Below are 14,283 nucleotides of genomic sequence, written 5' to 3' on the forward strand. Positions count from 1 at the left end.
GCACTCGCGCCCGCTTTACGGCGGATACTTAAATGAAAGCGGCTTTTTCAGCGTCCGTCAGGCGGCGGGCGCTGACGGTGACGACGGGCATGCTGCTGTCGGCGGCCTGGGCGATCACGGTGTTGCTGGCGCTCACTTCCAAGGTATTCGCGCCGGCGGTGGCGAAGCTGGCGCCGATGGCGATGATGGCGGCGGCGACAAAGGTGATTTCCATGTTTTTCAGTACGTTCATGATGTGACTCCTGGTTAGTTTGTTTCGTTGACTGCTGCTGGTATGGTGCTACTTTAGCCAACGGCGGCAAACAAGGCCACCGACTTGCGACCGGCGGCGAAAAACAGGGAGCGAACGGTGAAAAACGGGGACTGAAACGCAAAGAATAGTTACAAGGCCTCATGCACCAGGCGGCCCAGCCGGCCGATGGCCTGCTCGATGCGCGGCGTCCACGCATTGCCGCAATTGAGGCGCAGATAATTGCCGAACTTGCCCGAGGCCGAGAACAGCTGGCCCGGCATGTAGGCCACGCCGCCGGCGATGGCCTGGCCATGCAGGGCCAGCGCATCGACCTGCGGCGGCATCTGCACCCACAGCACGAAACCGCCCTGCGGCTCGGACAGCATGCAGTCCGCCGGAAAGCTGGTCGCCACGGCATCGGACATGCGCGCGATGCGCTGCACCAGGGTGCGCCGCATCTTGCGCAGCTGCTGGTCGTAGCTGCTGCCTTCCAGAAAGTCGGCCAGCACGGCCTGGAAGAAATGGCTGGTGGCGCCGCTCGACACGGTTTTCAGCAGGGCCACTTCCTGCGCGTAGCGCCCGGCCAGCACGTAACCGACGCGCGACGCGGGCGTGATGGCCTTGGAAAACGAGGAACACAGCAAGACGTTGCCGCTCGTATCGTAGGCCTTCACGGGCCACGGGCGCTGCGGCGCAAAGCACAGGTCGCCATACACGTCGTCTTCCACCAGCGGAATATTGAATTCCGACAGCAGGCCCGCCAAGCGCTGCTTGTTGGCTTCCGGCATGACGCAGCCCAAGGGATTATTCGCGTTCGGCACGAACAGGCAAGCCTGCACAAGGCCGGCGCGCAGGGCCAGTTCCAGCGCGTCGAGCGACGGCCCCGTCTTCGGGTCGGTGGGAATTTCCAGCGCCTTCATGCCCAGGCTTTCGATCATCTGCAGCAGTACGAAATACGTGGCCGACTCGATGGCGATGGTGTCGCCCGGTTTGGCGACGGCGCGCAGGCACAGGCTGATCGCTTCCGTGCAGGAATTCGTCACGACGATCTCGCGCGGGTCCAGCTTGCCCCAGTCCAGCGCGCGCCGCGCGACCTGCCGCAAGAAATTGCCTTCGCTGACGTCGTAGCAGCTGACCTTGCTCAACAAGGCGGGTTCGCGCCGCGCCACGGCGCTGATGGTGCGCTGCATGCGCTTGATCGGCAAGATCTCGTCGGGCGGCCAGGCCGTGCCCAGCTGCACGATAGCGGGCGCCTCGTTTTCCTTCAGCACGCGCATCAACAGGTTGTTGATGCCGACAAAGGCCGGCTCCTTCAGATGCTGCGCGTCGGCACTGCAGGGCCGGCGCGGCGCGCGGTGGCGCACGAAATAGCCGGACTGGGGCCGCGCATCGACCTGCCCCCGGTCTTCCATCAGGCGCAAGGCTTGCATCACGGTGCTGACGGAAATGCGCTTTTGCTGCGCCAGGTGGCGGATCGACGGCAAGCGGTCGCCGGGCGCGAACACGCGCGCGTCGATCAGGGCGCCCAGCTCGTTGGCCAGGTGCTCGTACAGATTCAAATGCGCGCTCATATTCATCCCTTCAGTATGCGGCTGGCGCGCGCGGCACGCACAGATACAGTTGCCCGTTTTTTTGACAAGCACAGTGTACGACGAAGCGCACTGTGTGCATGACAATTTCGTTTTCCTGCATCTGTCATGGTTCAAGCCAAGGGCCTAAGCTGTTCCTGTCAGCACAACAGGAGCGATGCCATGCATACCGACCACGAATTACGCAGCGAACGGCCCTTGCGTCTGGAGAAAGCGCACGCCAGGGTCATCGAATGCCTGTCCGGCACGGCCTGGATCACGGCCTACGCCCAGTTCGAGGATTGCGTGCTGCGCAGCGGCGAACGCTACACGATCCCGAATGACGGCCTGGTGCTGGTCGAAGCCGTCGGCAGCGGACACATCCGCGTGCACGGGGCGGCCGCCCCGCGCCCCGCCCTGCTGCGCTGGCTGAACCTGGCACTGCCTCACACACTGAATACTAGGAATACATGACTCACAAACCATTGCGCGTCCTCGTCACGGGCGCCGCCGGCAGCATCGGCACCGCTTTCTGGAAGCGCCGGCACGGGGAATTCTCCCTGCGCCTGGCCGACCTGCGGACGGATGGACTGGTGGAAGCGCCCTGCCCGTCCATGCAGCTCGACGTCAGCAATTACGCCGCCTGCCTGGCCGCCTGCATGGATACCGACGTGGTGCTGCACCTGGCCGGCGTGCCGCACGCCAGCGCCGATTTCGATGCGCAGTTGCTGCAGCCGAACATCATCGGCACGCACAACATCTTCCGCGCGGCGCAGGCTCAGGGAGTGAAAAGAGTGGTGTTTGCCAGCAGCGCGCAAGCCATCGAAGGCTATCCGCTGGACGTGCAAGTGCACGAAACCATGCCGGCGCGCCCGGCGAACATGTATGGCGCCAGCAAGGCCTTCGGTGAAGGCGTGGCCTCCGCGTTCGCGCACCAGCATGGCATGACGGCGATCGCCGTGCGCATCGCCAACGTGGCCCGGTTTGTGCCAGGCCAAGAGCACAGCGCGCGCGACATCGCCGCCTTCATCAGCGAGCGCGACGTGGTACAGCTGCTGGCCTGCTGCATCGCGGCGGACGTGCCGCCCGGCTACCACGTCGTGCATGGAGTGTCGGACAACCGTTATAAACGGCTATCCATCGACGCGACGCGCCAGCTGGTCGGCTACGCACCGCAGGACGACGGTTTTACCTTGCTGGGCTTGTAGCCTCAGCCCTTGCCGGCCGGTTTTCCTGCTTTTCTGTCCAGCTCGCGCAGCCACGCCAATTTGTCGGCTATTTTACTTTCCAGGCCGCGCGGCACGGGCTGGTACCAGCCCGGTTCCGCCATGCCGTCCGGAAAATACGTTTCGCCAGCCGCATAGGCATCGGGCTCGTCGTGCGCGTAGCGGTAGGCGTGGCCGTAACCGAGTTCCTTCATCAGCTTCGTCGGCGCATTGCGCAAGTGCACGGGCACTTCCTTCGATTTATCCTTCTTGACGAAGGCCATGGCCGTATTGAATGCGTTGTAACCCGCATTGCTTTTCGCGGCAATCGCCAGGTAGATCACGGCCTGGCCCAGCGCCAGCTCGCCTTCGGGCGAACCGAGGCGCTCATACGTTTCCGCCGCATCATTGACCATGGTCAAGGCGCGGGGGTCGGCCAGGCCGATGTCTTCCCAGGCCATGCGCACGATGCGCCGCGACAAATAGCGCGGGTCGGCGCCGCCGTCGATCATGCGGCAAAACCAGTACAGGGCCGCGTCCGGGTTCGAGCCGCGCACGGACTTGTGCAGGGCGGAAATCTGGTCATAGAAATTGTCGCCGCCCTTGTCGAAGCGGCGCGAATTGAGGGTCAGCGCATTGTCGACGAAAGCCGCGTCGATCTTGGTCGTCCCCGTCGAGCTGGCGGCCGTCTCGGCCTGCTCCAGCAGATTGAGGAAGCGGCGCGCGTCGCCGTCCGCGTAGCCGATCAGGGTATCGGCCGCCGCCTCGTCGAAGCTCAGGTGCGTCAGCGCCGTGCTTTGCGCCTTGGCCAGCAGCTGCTTCATCTCGTCTTCGTTGAGCGATTTCAATACATACACTTGCGCGCGCGACAGCAGCGCCGAGTTCACTTCGAAGCTGGGGTTTTCGGTGGTGGCGCCAATAAACGTCACCAGACCCGACTCGACGAAGGGCAGCAAGGCATCCTGCTGCGATTTATTAAACCGGTGGATCTCGTCGACGAACAGCAAGGTGTGTTTGCCGAACTGGTCCAGGCTGTGGCAGGCCTGGTCCATGGCTGCGCGGATATCTTTCACGCCCGCGAACACGGCCGACAGGGCGATGAATTCGCTGTCGAAGGCGTTCGCCATCAGGCGCGCCAGGGTCGTCTTGCCCACGCCGGGTGGCCCCCACAAGATCATCGAATGGGCCTTGCCCGCCTCGAACGCCAGGCGCAGCGGCTTGCCCACGCCCAGCAGATGCGTCTGGCCAATGACTTCGTTGAGGGTAGCAGGCCGCAAGGCTTCGGCCAGCGGCTGGCGCGGTGCGGTGGAAAAGAGATCCGCCATAATATGTACCGGGTAAGAATGCAAAGGCCCCGCATGGTGCGAGGCCGGTCAAAAAAACAGCACGTGAAAAACTTAGTTGTTGATCACGTCCGCGCCTTTAGGCATCACGAATTTGAAATGGTTCGCGGCCAGCGCCGGATTTTTCTGGAAATTCTTGAACGCCAGCACCGACGTCTGGCCGAACGAGTCGCGCAACTCCATCGCTTCCGGCACGCCGTTGCGCAGGCCGATGCTGATTTCGTCGAAGGTCGTGTCCTTTGCTTTCGGCGTCGCTTTCAGCCATTCCAGGCCATCGCGCGTGCCCGCTTCGGCCAGGGTGAAATTCTTTTCCAGGTCGTTGCTGCCGAACAAGATGGCCGCTGGCGACGAGCCGAGCGCATCGCCCAGTTTCTTGACCGTCACCTGGCTCAAATCCTTGTCGTAGATATACAGCTTGTCGCCGTCCGCTTGCAGCAGCTGCTCGTACGGCTTCAGGTAGGTCCAGATGAACTTGCCCGGACGGGCAAACTCGAAGGTGCCGCTGGCGGGCGTCGACACTTTCGCCTTGCCGCTGGCATCGGCCTTCTTGACCTGGCGCTGCACGAACTCGCCCTTGGCCGACTTGGTGCCGGCCGCAAAGCTCTTGAATTGCTCCAGCGCGCTGGCCGAGGCGCTGGCCGCGAACAGCAGGCTGCAGGCGACGCTGGCCGCGCCGATGATCATTTTTGCTGCGAAAGTCGTGTTCTTCATACTGTTTTACCCTTGTTCGCTACTCGCCGCCGGCACCAGAATGTCCCGGTTGCCATTGGATTGCATGGTTGATACCACCCCGCTCTGCTCCATCTGCTCGAGCAGACGGGCCGCGCGGTTGTAGCCGATGCGCAAATGACGCTGCACCAGCGAAATCGAGGCGCGGCGGTTTTTCAGCACCACCGCCACCGCCTGGTCGTACAGGGCATCGGCCTCGCCGCCGCCCTCGCCCGGCGCGCCGCCTTCGGCACCGTCGCCTTCCAGGGTGCCGCCTTCGAGGATGCCCTCGATGTAATTCGGTTCGCCCTGCAGCTTCAAATGGCTGACGACGCGGTGGACTTCCTCATCGGAAACAAACGCGCCGTGCACGCGCATCGGCAAGCCGGTGCCGGGCGGCATGTACAGCATGTCGCCCATGCCCAGCAGCGTTTCCGCGCCCATCTGGTCGAGAATGGTGCGCGAGTCGATCTTCGACGAGACCTGGAAGGCGATACGCGTCGGAATGTTCGCCTTGATCAGCCCCGTGATCACGTCTACAGATGGGCGCTGCGTGGCCAGAATCAAGTGCAGACCGGCGGCGCGGGCCTTTTGCGCGATACGCGCGATCAATTCCTCGACCTTTTTACCCACCACCATCATCAGATCGGCCAGCTCGTCGATGATGATGACGATGGTCGGCAGTTTTTCCAGCGGTTCCGGCGAGTCCGGCGTCAGGCTGAACGGATTCGGGATGTGCTCTTCGCGCTTTTTCGCGTCGGCAATCTTCGCGTTGTAGCCGGCCAGGTTACGCACGCCCATCTTGCTCATCAGCTTGTAGCGGCGTTCCATCTCGTTCACGGCCCAGTTCAGTGCATGGCCCGCCTGGCGCATGTCCGTCACCACGGGCGCCAGCAAGTGCGGGATGCCTTCGTAGACGGACATTTCCAGCATCTTCGGATCGATCAGGATCAGCCGCACGTCGAGCGGGTCGGACTTGTACAGCAGCGACAAAATCGTCGCATTGATGCCGACGGACTTGCCGGAACCGGTGGTGCCGGCCACCAGCAAGTGGGGCATCTTGGCGAGATCGGCCACGACGGGCTTGCCGGCGATATCCTTGCCCAGCGCAATCGTCAGGCTGGACACGCCATCGTTGTAGACCTTGGAGCCGAGGATTTCCGTCAGGCGCACGATCTGGCGCTTGGTATTCGGCAATTCCAAGGCCATGTAATTCTTGCCGGGAATGGTTTCCACGACGCGGATCGAGGTGAGCGACAGCGAACGGGCCAGGTCGCGCGCCAGGCCCACGATCTGGCTGCCCTTGACGCCCGTGGCCGGCTCGATTTCATAGCGCGTCACGACGGGGCCGGGGTAAGCGGCCACTACCTTGGCATCCACGCCAAAGTCCGATAATTTCTTTTCGATCAGGCGGCTCGTGAATTCCAGGGTTTCCACGGATACCGTTTCCACCACGGGCGGCGCTTCGTCGAGCAAGGACAGCGGCGGCAGCTTGCCATCGCCGAGCCCCTCGAACAAATGCGCCTGGCGCTCCTTTTCCACGCGCTCCGATTTCACCACGGTCACCACTTGCGGCTCGATCTTGACGGGCGGCGCAGCCACGTGCTTTTCCACGTGCTTGGCCCGTTCGATGACCACCACTTCGTCGCGGCGCACGGCAGCCACTTCGCCCTGGCGGCGGTCTTCGCGGTCCTGATAGCGCAGCACGAACCAGTTGAAAACGTCTTCGATGGCGCCGCCGATGCGTTCGGCTACTTGCAGCCAAGAAACGTGGAAGAACAGGGAAAATCCAAGGCCGAACATCAGCAGCAGTAATAAAGTAGCGCCGGTGAAGCCGAAGGCCACGTGGGCCGAATGCCCCGCCAGCTGGCCCAGCACGCCGCCCGGGTCGCGCGGCAGCTGCACGTGCAGGCTTTTCGCCATGCGCAGGTATTCCAGGCCCATGCTGCCGATCAGCATGATGGAGAAGCCGACGATGCGGATCAGCATCTCGACATGGTGCTCGCGCTCCACCTCTTCCTCTTCCAGCAGGAAGCGCTTACTCAGCCGGCGATAGCCATTCCACACCGTGCGCAACAGCCAGACGCACCACCACCAGGCGGAAAAGCCGAAGATATACAGCAGCAGATCGGAAAAGGTCGCACCGAGCTTGCCGCCCAGGTTGGCCACCTTGTCGACATTGGTGGCATGCGACCAGCCGGGGTCGAGCTTGTTGAAGCTGGCCAGTATCAGCACGAAATACAGGGCAAACGCGGCCAGCGCGAACCAGCGCGCCTCGGACAGCAGCCGTACCAGCCGGTTGGGCAAGGGCCGGCGTTCGACCGGTTTTCGGGTGTAGCTATTTTGATTGGCCTGGGCTGGTTTAGTCATTCTGGGAAGCGCTGCAAGGTGAAAAATGTTTCTGAAAGGGAATTTCCCATAATAAGGAAGTATTCTAAGCCATATATGCCCCGGACGGCCCCACGATTCGTCGCTGCAGGCGGCTTGGTCTATAATCGAGGATTGATTGCGCAAGCGCAATGCGCCCTTGTTCTTCGCGCGTATGCCCCCAATTCGGACAGACCCCACTCATAGAGAAGCCTCCCATGACCACTACCAAACACGCCCGCGTTTTGATCCTCGGCTCCGGCCCAGCCGGCTACAGCGCCGCCGTCTACGCCGCCCGCGCTAACCTGAACCCGATGCTGGTCACCGGCGTGGAACAAGGCGGCCAGTTGATGACCACCACCGACGTGGAAAACTGGCCCGGCGACCCGATGGGCGTGCAAGGCCCGGACCTGATGCAGCGTTTGCTGCAGCATGCCGAGCGTTTCAATACGGAAATCGTGTTTGACCACATCCACACCACTTTCCTCAATGAAAAACCGATCCGCCTGAAGGGCGACAGCCACGAATACACGTGCGACACCCTGATCATCGCCACGGGCGCATCCGCGCAATACCTGGGCTTGCCGTCGGAAGCGGAATTCATGGGCAAGGGCGTGTCCGCCTGCGCCACCTGCGATGGCTTCTTCTACCGCAACCAGGAAGTGGCCGTCGTCGGCGGCGGCAACACGGCCGTCGAGGAAGCGCTGTACCTGTCGAACATCGCCAATAAGGTCACCCTGATCCACCGCCGCGACAAGTTCCGCGCCGAAGCGATCCTGATCGACCGCCTGAACGCCAAGGTTGCCGAAGGCAAGATCGTGTTGAAATATAACCACACCCTGGACGAAGTGACGGGCAACGAAGGCGGCGTGACGGGCCTGAACATCAAATCGACCATCGACGGCAAGGTCGAGGCATTGAGCGTGCACGGCGTATTCATCGCCATCGGCCACAAGCCGAACACGGGCATCTTCGAAGGCCAGCTGGAAATGCACAACGGCTACATCAAGACCAAGACGGGCCTGGAAGGCATGGCCACCGCCACCAGCGCACCTGGCGTGTTTGCCGCCGGCGACGTGCAAGACCATATCTACCGCCAGGCCATCACCAGCGCCGGTACGGGTTGCATGGCAGCACTGGACGCCCAGCGCTACCTGGAAGGCCAGGAGTAAGCGTCGCATGGCGTCGATGAAAGACTTTGCCGACCTGAAAGCGGTCAGCAAGCAGCTCAAGGAACAGGCCGATGCGCGCGCAGCCGAGCAAGCGGCGCGCGCCCAACAGGTCAAGGTGCAGGCCGTGGAGAGCAATCTCTTCAAGGCCAGCATCGGCGGCGTCAAGCGCCTGCCCGAGTCGGACCGCTACGTTCCCAGCCTGCCCAAGACGGGCGCGGCCAGCGTCCAGCAGCCCGCGCGCAAATTGTCTCCGGAAGAGGACGATGCTGCCGTGCTGCGCGAGTCGCTGTCGGACTTGTTCGAGGTCGACCATTATCTGGAAAACGATCCTGCCCTGAACTACGCCCGCCCCGGCGTGGGACCGGACGTGGTCAAGAAGATGCGCAAGGGCCACTGGCCCATCCAGGATGAGCTGGACTTGCACGGCTTGCGCCGCGACGAGGCGCGCGACGGCATCGGCGCCTTCCTGAACCAGGCGACGCGGCGCAAGCTGCGCTGCGTGCGCGTGATCCACGGCAAGGGTTTTGGCTCGAAAGGCCAGGAACCGGTCTTGAAATCGATGGTGCACAGCTGGCTCGTGCAAAAGGATGAAGTCGTCGCCTTTTGCCAGGCGCGCCGCTCCGAAGGGGGCGATGGCGCCCTCGTCGTGCTGCTCTCGGCAGCCCTGCAGCCCATCCGTTAGGCTTGCCAGCAAGGAATTACCATTCCGTCACACGTTCCACACTGCACACGGCCCCGTTTGTCACCATTCGGGGCCGTGTCATGTTAACCTGTGACAATTATTTCCTGCTTAGCGTCTCGTGCACGCGCTCCACCCATGATGCCACCCCAACTGCCGCCTGGCTCGCTGATCAAGATCATTGAGGTCATCGCCATCCTGGTGGGCGCGTTTTCCGGCTTCATCGAAGCGCGCCGCAAGCGCATGGACCTGGTCGGCGTATTCGTCGTGGCCTTCATCACGGCGTTCGGCGGCGGCACCTTGCGCGACATCCTGCTCGACAAGCGGCCCCTGTTCTGGGTCTCGCACCAGGAGTATGCGATCCTGATCTTCGTGCTGGCCCTGACGGCCGCGCCCCTGATCCAGCATTTGCGCCAGATCGTCTCGGAACGCCTGATCGTCATCGCCGACGCCATCGGCCTGGGCATGTTCGCCATCGCCGGGGTCGCCGAAGCGATGCGCGCCGGCATGCCGATCTTTATCGCGTCGATGATGGGAGTGATTACGGGGATTTTCGGCGGCGTGATGCGCGACATCGTGTGCAACGAAGTACCGATGGTGTTTCGTGACGGCAAACCCTACGCCATCTGCGCCTTCTTCGGCTGCTGGGCTTACTTATTGCAGATGCACTTCGGCGCCGAGCACGACTTCGCGCTGTGGACCAGCGCCAGCGGCATCACGATCCTGCGCCTGATCTGCTGGAAATTCGACATGCGGCTGGGGCGCTGATGCGCAATCCGGCAGCTTGGGTGGCTCAGCAGCGTCGGCTTACGCGCTGGCGCGCTAAGCCGACCTACGCGTATCGACGTATATCAGGCGTAGGTCGGATCAGGCTCGAAGAGCCGTAATCCGACAACATCGTTGGCGCAGCCTCCGGCAAGAAAACTTATACCGCGTCCGGGCCCGTCTCGCCCGTGCGGATGCGGATGACCTGCTCCACGTCGCGCACAAAGATCTTGCCGTCGCCGATCTTGCCCGTGCGGGCTGCCTTGATGATGGCGTCGACTACCAGTTCCGACACGCTGTCGTCCACCACCACTTCGACTTTAACTTTCGGCAAGAAGTCAACCACGTACTCGGCGCCACGGTACAGCTCGGTATGGCCCTTCTGGCGGCCAAAGCCCTTCACTTCCGTCACGGTCAAGCCCGTCACGTTCACGTCGGCCAGCGCCTCGCGTACTTCGTCGAGCTTGAATGGTTTGATGATGGCGGTAATCTGTTTCATGGCTTTCTCCTTATTGATAATCGTCAGTTCTTCATTAGCTGGCTTAACGGGACCCCGCAAAACCGTAGCGAGCAAGTTCAATACCGGGTTGAGTAGCGGAGCCGTACTTTAGTACGGTGAGCAACGGATGCCCGGTAGTGAGCTGCGCAGTAGGTTTGGCGGGGTTCCCCACGTTATTCGTAGAACTTGGAAGTGATGGGATAGCGCCAGTCGCGGCCGAAGCCACGGTGCGTGACGCGGATGCCCACTGGCGACTGGCGCCGCTTGTATTCATTGATCTTGATCAGGCGCGTGACCCGGGCCACATCGGCCGGCGGGTAGCCAGCCTCGATAATCTCGGCGATCGGCCGGTTTTCTTCCATGTACAGCTGCATGATGCCGTCGAGTACGTCATACGGCGGCAAGGAATCCTGGTCCAGCTGGTCGGCGCGCAGCTCGGCCGACGGTCCGCGCGTCAGTATGCGCTCGGGGATCACGTCCGACACGCTGTTACGATACGCGCATAAACGGTACACCAGCGTCTTGGCGATATCCTTGATCACGGCAAAGCCGCCCGCCATGTCGCCGTACAGCGTGCAATAACCGACCGCCATCTCGCTCTTGTTGCCCGTCGTCAAAACGATGCTGCCATGCTTGTTCGACAGGGCCATCAGCAGGGTGCCGCGGATGCGCGCCTGGATGTTTTCTTCCGTCGCGTCTTCCGCCAGTCCCGCGAACTCGTCCGCCAGGGTGGCGCGGAAGGCATCGAAGGTTTGCTTGATCGGAATTTCATCGTAGCGCACATCGAGGCGTTTTACCATGTCGCGCGAATCGATCCACGAGATATCGGCCGTGAACTGCGACGGCATCATCACGGCGCGCACCTTGTCGGCGCCCAGCGCATCGACGGCGATGGCCAGGGTCAGCGCGGAATCGACGCCGCCCGACATGCCGATCAGCACGCCAGGAAAACCGTTCTTGACTATATAGTCGCGCACGCCCAGCACCAGCGCCTGGTACACCTGCGCCTCGGTGGTCAACGGGGCGGCCAGCGGCTGCGGCACGGGCGTGGCACCGTCGAACTCGACCAGTTGCAAGTCTTCCTCGAAATGGCGCAGCTGGGCGCAGATCGTGCCGGCCGCATCCATGACGAACGAGTCGCCGTCGAAAATCAGCTCGTCCTGACCGCCGACCAGGTTGGCGTACACAAGAGCCATGCCTTGCGCGCTGACGTTCCTGCGCATGGTTTCATAACGCAGATGCTGCTTGTTCATATGGTACGGCGAGCCGTTCGGCACCAGCAGCACTTGCGCGCCGGCCGCGCGGGCACGCATCGGCGCGTGCTCGAACCACGTGTCTTCGCAGATATTGATGCCGAAACGCACGCCTTTCACGCCAAACACGAAAGCCTGGTCCGACGACGTAAAGTAGCGTTTTTCATCGAACACGGTGGTGTTCGGCAAGTCGTGCTTGCGGTAGGTGCCCAGCACTTCACCGTTCAGCAGCACGGAGGCGGCATTGTGGCGCACGCCCTTCTCGTCCTGCAGCGGCACGCCCACCACCACGTGCAAATCCTTGAACTGCGCCAGGTCGGCCGCCAGCCCCGCAAACGCTTCCTGCGTTTTTGCGTAGAATGCATTGCGCAGCAATAAGTCCTCGGGTGGATAGCCGACCAGCGACAGTTCCGGCGTCAGGACGATATCGGCGCCCGCTTCAAAGGCGCGGCGGGAAAGGTCGAAGATCTTGGCACGGTTGCCGGCCAGATCGCCGACCGTACTATTCATTTGAGCAATTGCGACTTTGACTGTCATGATGATGATGGATATTTCGTTCTATTAAACAAGACAGGGGCGCGCAGACCGACGGCGGCGCCCCGAGAGTGATGAATGCACACTACAACAATGAATTATCGCACGGCTATCGTCACTACCCTGGCTGAAATTGGCGAAGCGACCTGGTCTGAACTGCTGGCGCGCCAGGCGGATGCGAATCCCTTCCTTTCCTACGCTTTTTTGCATGCGCTGCACGAGTCCGGCTGCGCCAGCGCAGACACGGGCTGGCAGCCGAATTACCTGGTGCTGTGGCAAGGCGAGACCCTGGCCGCCGCCCTGCCCCTGTACCTGAAGATGCACTCGTATGGCGAATACGTGTTCGACTGGGCCTGGGCCGATGCCTATCAGCAGCATGGCCTCGAATATTACCCGAAACTGCTGTCCGCTATTCCCTTTACGCCCGTCAGCGGCACGCGTTTGCTGGCCCGCGATGGCGAAGCGCGCGCCGCCCTGCTGGCCTTTTTGCAAGCCCAGCAACAGGCCAGCGACGTGTCGTCCTGCCACATCCTGTTCCCGCCGGAAAGCGAGGCGCGCCAACTGGCGCAGGCCGGCTACCTGATGCGTAGTGGCGTGCAGTTTCACTGGCTCAATCCCGGCTACACGGATTTCGAGCAATTCCTCGCCACCCTGGAACACAAGAAGCGCAAGAATATCCGCGCCGAGCGGCGCAAGGTGCGGGAAGCGGGCGTGACCATGCGCCAGGTGCGCGGCATGGACGCCACGGACGCCGACTGGAAGCTGTTCCACCGCTGCTACAGCAATACCTATGCCGAGCACCGCTCCTCGCCCTATCTGAGCCTGGACTTCTTCCAGCGCATCGCCGCCAGCATGCCGCAAAACATTTTATTGGTGATCGCCGAGCGCGACGGCCGGGCCATCGCCGCCTCGCTGGTGATCCACACGGCCGACACCCTGTATGGCCGCTACTGGGGCGCGCTCGAGCACGTACCGTGCCTGCATTTCGAGACGGCTTACTATCAGCCGCTGGAATTTTGCATCGCCAACGGCATTGCCACCTTCGAGGGCGGCGCCCAGGGCGAGCACAAGATGGCGCGCGGCTTCCTGCCGCAAAAGACCTGGTCCGCCCACTGGCTGGCGCACCCGGCCTTTGCGGACGCCGTGCAGCGCTTCCTCGAACGGGAACGGGGCGGCATCGACGCCTACCTCGATGAATTGAACGAGCACAGCCCGTTTCGCGCATAAAAAAACGCTCCCGGCCATGACTGGCGGGGAGCGTTTTTTTTACTGGGTGCTCTTATGCTTTTGCGGCATCTGCCTTGTAGGCGGCGACGCCGCCCAGGATTTCTTCCTTGGCCACTTCAGGGCCATACCAGCCGTCGATCTTGACCCATTTGCCTTTTTCCAGATCTTTGTAGTGCTCGAAGAAATGCTGGATCTGGCGCAAACGCAGTTCGTTCAAGTCTTCCGGCTTTTGCCAGTGGCTGTAGATCGACAGGACCTTGTCGACTGGCACGGCCAGCACTTTCGCGTCTTCGCCCGACTCGTCGGTCATTTTCAGCACGCCGATAGGACGGCAGCGCACGACCACGCCCGGGATCAGCGGGAACGGGGTGATGACCAGCACGTCGACCGGGTCGCCGTCCGGCGACAGGGTGTTCGGCACGTAGCCGTAGTTGCACGGGTAATGCATGGCGGTACCCATGAAGCGATCGACGAAGATCGCGCCGCTTTCCTTGTCGACTTCGTACTTGATCGGATCGGCATTCATCGGGATTTCGATGACGACGTTGAAATCGTTCGGCAGGTCGCGGCCGGAAGAGACGTTATTCAAACTCATGGGGTTCCTCATTAGCGGATGGTGTTTTAACCGCGCAATTATAGCGAAGTACAGGCAGCTTGTGCGATGCAGCAGCAGCCCGGCGGCGTTTTGCGCGTCCTGCCAGCAACAGTGGCATGCATGGGCCGCTGCCCCC

General features: G+C 62.2%; 14 protein-coding genes. 6 read left to right on the forward strand and 8 right to left on the reverse strand.

Going from position 1 to position 14,283, the window contains the following annotated elements:
* Positions 1-28: 28 nt before the first annotated feature.
* Both AC07VH_RS26270 and AC07VH_RS26275 read right to left on the reverse strand, forming a co-directional pair.
* Positions 29-232, reverse strand: coding sequence for a hypothetical protein (locus AC07VH_RS26270; RefSeq protein WP_475413628.1), 204 nt, complete (start codon positions 230-232; stop codon positions 29-31).
* A gap of 149 nt (positions 233-381) precedes the next feature.
* Positions 382-1,803: an aminotransferase-like domain-containing protein gene (locus AC07VH_RS26275; RefSeq protein ID WP_494789482.1), complete on the reverse strand. Its 1,422-nt coding sequence runs from the start codon at positions 1,801-1,803 to the stop codon at positions 382-384.
* Positions 1,804-1,983: 180 nt separating this feature from the next.
* Here AC07VH_RS26275 and AC07VH_RS26280 point away from each other — a divergent pair, with 180 nt between their 5' ends.
* Positions 1,984-2,274: a DUF2917 domain-containing protein gene (locus tag AC07VH_RS26280; protein WP_489628199.1), complete on the forward strand. Its 291-nt coding sequence runs from the start codon at positions 1,984-1,986 to the stop codon at positions 2,272-2,274.
* Entirely contained in the window at positions 2,271-3,008 is a 738-nt protein-coding gene (locus tag AC07VH_RS26285) for an NAD-dependent epimerase/dehydratase family protein (RefSeq protein WP_494789481.1), read from the forward strand. Before AC07VH_RS26280 ends, AC07VH_RS26285 begins: the two co-directional genes overlap by 4 nt.
* Positions 3,009-3,010: 2 nt before the next feature.
* On the opposite strand, the gene AC07VH_RS26290 is transcribed toward AC07VH_RS26285, so the two are convergent.
* The 3 genes from AC07VH_RS26290 to AC07VH_RS26300 all read right to left on the reverse strand — a co-directional run bounded on the left by AC07VH_RS26290 (position 3,011) and on the right by AC07VH_RS26300 (position 7,426).
* The gene (locus AC07VH_RS26290; protein ID WP_494789480.1) at positions 3,011-4,330 is read right to left on the reverse strand and encodes a replication-associated recombination protein A; all 1,320 of its coding nucleotides are present in this window, start codon (positions 4,328-4,330) and stop codon (positions 3,011-3,013) included.
* Positions 4,331-4,402: 72 nt separating this feature from the next.
* Positions 4,403-5,059, reverse strand: a complete 657-nt coding sequence (gene lolA, locus AC07VH_RS26295) for an outer membrane lipoprotein chaperone LolA (RefSeq protein WP_475413632.1) — start codon at positions 5,057-5,059, stop codon at positions 4,403-4,405.
* A gap of 6 nt (positions 5,060-5,065) precedes the next feature.
* Entirely contained in the window at positions 5,066-7,426 is a 2,361-nt protein-coding gene (locus AC07VH_RS26300; RefSeq protein WP_494789479.1) for a DNA translocase FtsK, read from the reverse strand.
* Positions 7,427-7,641: 215 nt separating this feature from the next.
* On the opposite strand from AC07VH_RS26300, the gene trxB reads away from it, so the two are divergent.
* From trxB to AC07VH_RS26315, 3 genes are all read left to right on the forward strand, one after another.
* Positions 7,642-8,595 (forward strand): thioredoxin-disulfide reductase, encoded by a 954-nt coding sequence (trxB, locus tag AC07VH_RS26305; protein ID WP_034786153.1) that lies wholly within the window; start codon positions 7,642-7,644, stop codon positions 8,593-8,595.
* A gap of 7 nt (positions 8,596-8,602) precedes the next feature.
* Positions 8,603-9,277 carry a Smr/MutS family protein gene (locus AC07VH_RS26310; RefSeq protein ID WP_494789478.1) on the forward strand — a complete coding sequence of 225 codons (675 nt, stop codon included), beginning with the start codon at positions 8,603-8,605 and terminating at the stop codon, positions 9,275-9,277.
* Between the two features lie 135 nt (positions 9,278-9,412).
* A complete protein-coding gene (locus AC07VH_RS26315; protein ID WP_034786156.1) occupies positions 9,413-10,042 on the forward strand; it encodes a trimeric intracellular cation channel family protein in 630 nt (209 codons plus the stop codon).
* A gap of 157 nt (positions 10,043-10,199) precedes the next feature.
* Here the strand turns inward: AC07VH_RS26315 and AC07VH_RS26320 are convergent, their stop codons facing one another.
* Positions 10,200-10,538, reverse strand: coding sequence for a P-II family nitrogen regulator (locus AC07VH_RS26320; protein ID WP_034758685.1), 339 nt, complete (start codon positions 10,536-10,538; stop codon positions 10,200-10,202).
* 173 nt (positions 10,539-10,711) lie between these two features.
* Positions 10,712-12,328, reverse strand: coding sequence for an NAD+ synthase (locus AC07VH_RS26325; RefSeq protein WP_494789477.1), 1,617 nt, complete (start codon positions 12,326-12,328; stop codon positions 10,712-10,714).
* Between the two features lie 90 nt (positions 12,329-12,418).
* On the opposite strand from AC07VH_RS26325, the gene AC07VH_RS26330 reads away from it, so the two are divergent.
* Positions 12,419-13,552 carry a GNAT family N-acetyltransferase gene (locus AC07VH_RS26330; RefSeq protein WP_494789500.1) on the forward strand — a complete coding sequence of 378 codons (1,134 nt, stop codon included), beginning with the start codon at positions 12,419-12,421 and terminating at the stop codon, positions 13,550-13,552.
* 52 nt (positions 13,553-13,604) lie between these two features.
* On the opposite strand, the gene ppa is transcribed toward AC07VH_RS26330, so the two are convergent.
* Positions 13,605-14,147 carry an inorganic diphosphatase gene (gene ppa, locus AC07VH_RS26335; RefSeq protein WP_086139428.1) on the reverse strand — a complete coding sequence of 181 codons (543 nt, stop codon included), beginning with the start codon at positions 14,145-14,147 and terminating at the stop codon, positions 13,605-13,607.
* Positions 14,148-14,283: the final 136 nt, after the last annotated feature.

The sequence above is a fragment of the Janthinobacterium sp. GW821-FHT03C10 genome (assembly GCF_059420865.1).

Bases quoted from the DNA above. Each gene is read 5' to 3' on its own strand.
- AC07VH_RS26270 (WP_475413628.1), bottom strand. From the start codon at position 232: ATGAACGTACTGAAAAACATGGAAATCACCTTTGTCGCCGCCGCCATC.
- AC07VH_RS26275 (WP_494789482.1), bottom strand. From the start codon at position 1,803: ATGAGCGCGCATTTGAATCTGTACGAGCACCTGGCCAACGAGCTGGGC.
- AC07VH_RS26280 (WP_489628199.1), top strand. From the start codon at position 1,984: ATGCATACCGACCACGAATTACGCAGCGAACGGCCCTTGCGTCTGGAG.
- AC07VH_RS26285 (WP_494789481.1), top strand. From the start codon at position 2,271: ATGACTCACAAACCATTGCGCGTCCTCGTCACGGGCGCCGCCGGCAGC.
- AC07VH_RS26290 (WP_494789480.1), bottom strand. From the start codon at position 4,330: ATGGCGGATCTCTTTTCCACCGCACCGCGCCAGCCGCTGGCCGAAGCC.
- lolA (WP_475413632.1), bottom strand. From the start codon at position 5,059: ATGAAGAACACGACTTTCGCAGCAAAAATGATCATCGGCGCGGCCAGC.
- AC07VH_RS26300 (WP_494789479.1), bottom strand. From the start codon at position 7,426: ATGACTAAACCAGCCCAGGCCAATCAAAATAGCTACACCCGAAAACCG.
- trxB (WP_034786153.1), top strand. From the start codon at position 7,642: ATGACCACTACCAAACACGCCCGCGTTTTGATCCTCGGCTCCGGCCCA.
- AC07VH_RS26310 (WP_494789478.1), top strand. From the start codon at position 8,603: ATGGCGTCGATGAAAGACTTTGCCGACCTGAAAGCGGTCAGCAAGCAG.
- AC07VH_RS26315 (WP_034786156.1), top strand. From the start codon at position 9,413: ATGATGCCACCCCAACTGCCGCCTGGCTCGCTGATCAAGATCATTGAG.
- AC07VH_RS26320 (WP_034758685.1), bottom strand. From the start codon at position 10,538: ATGAAACAGATTACCGCCATCATCAAACCATTCAAGCTCGACGAAGTA.
- AC07VH_RS26325 (WP_494789477.1), bottom strand. From the start codon at position 12,328: ATGACAGTCAAAGTCGCAATTGCTCAAATGAATAGTACGGTCGGCGAT.
- AC07VH_RS26330 (WP_494789500.1), top strand. From the start codon at position 12,419: ATGAATTATCGCACGGCTATCGTCACTACCCTGGCTGAAATTGGCGAA.
- ppa (WP_086139428.1), bottom strand. From the start codon at position 14,147: ATGAGTTTGAATAACGTCTCTTCCGGCCGCGACCTGCCGAACGATTTC.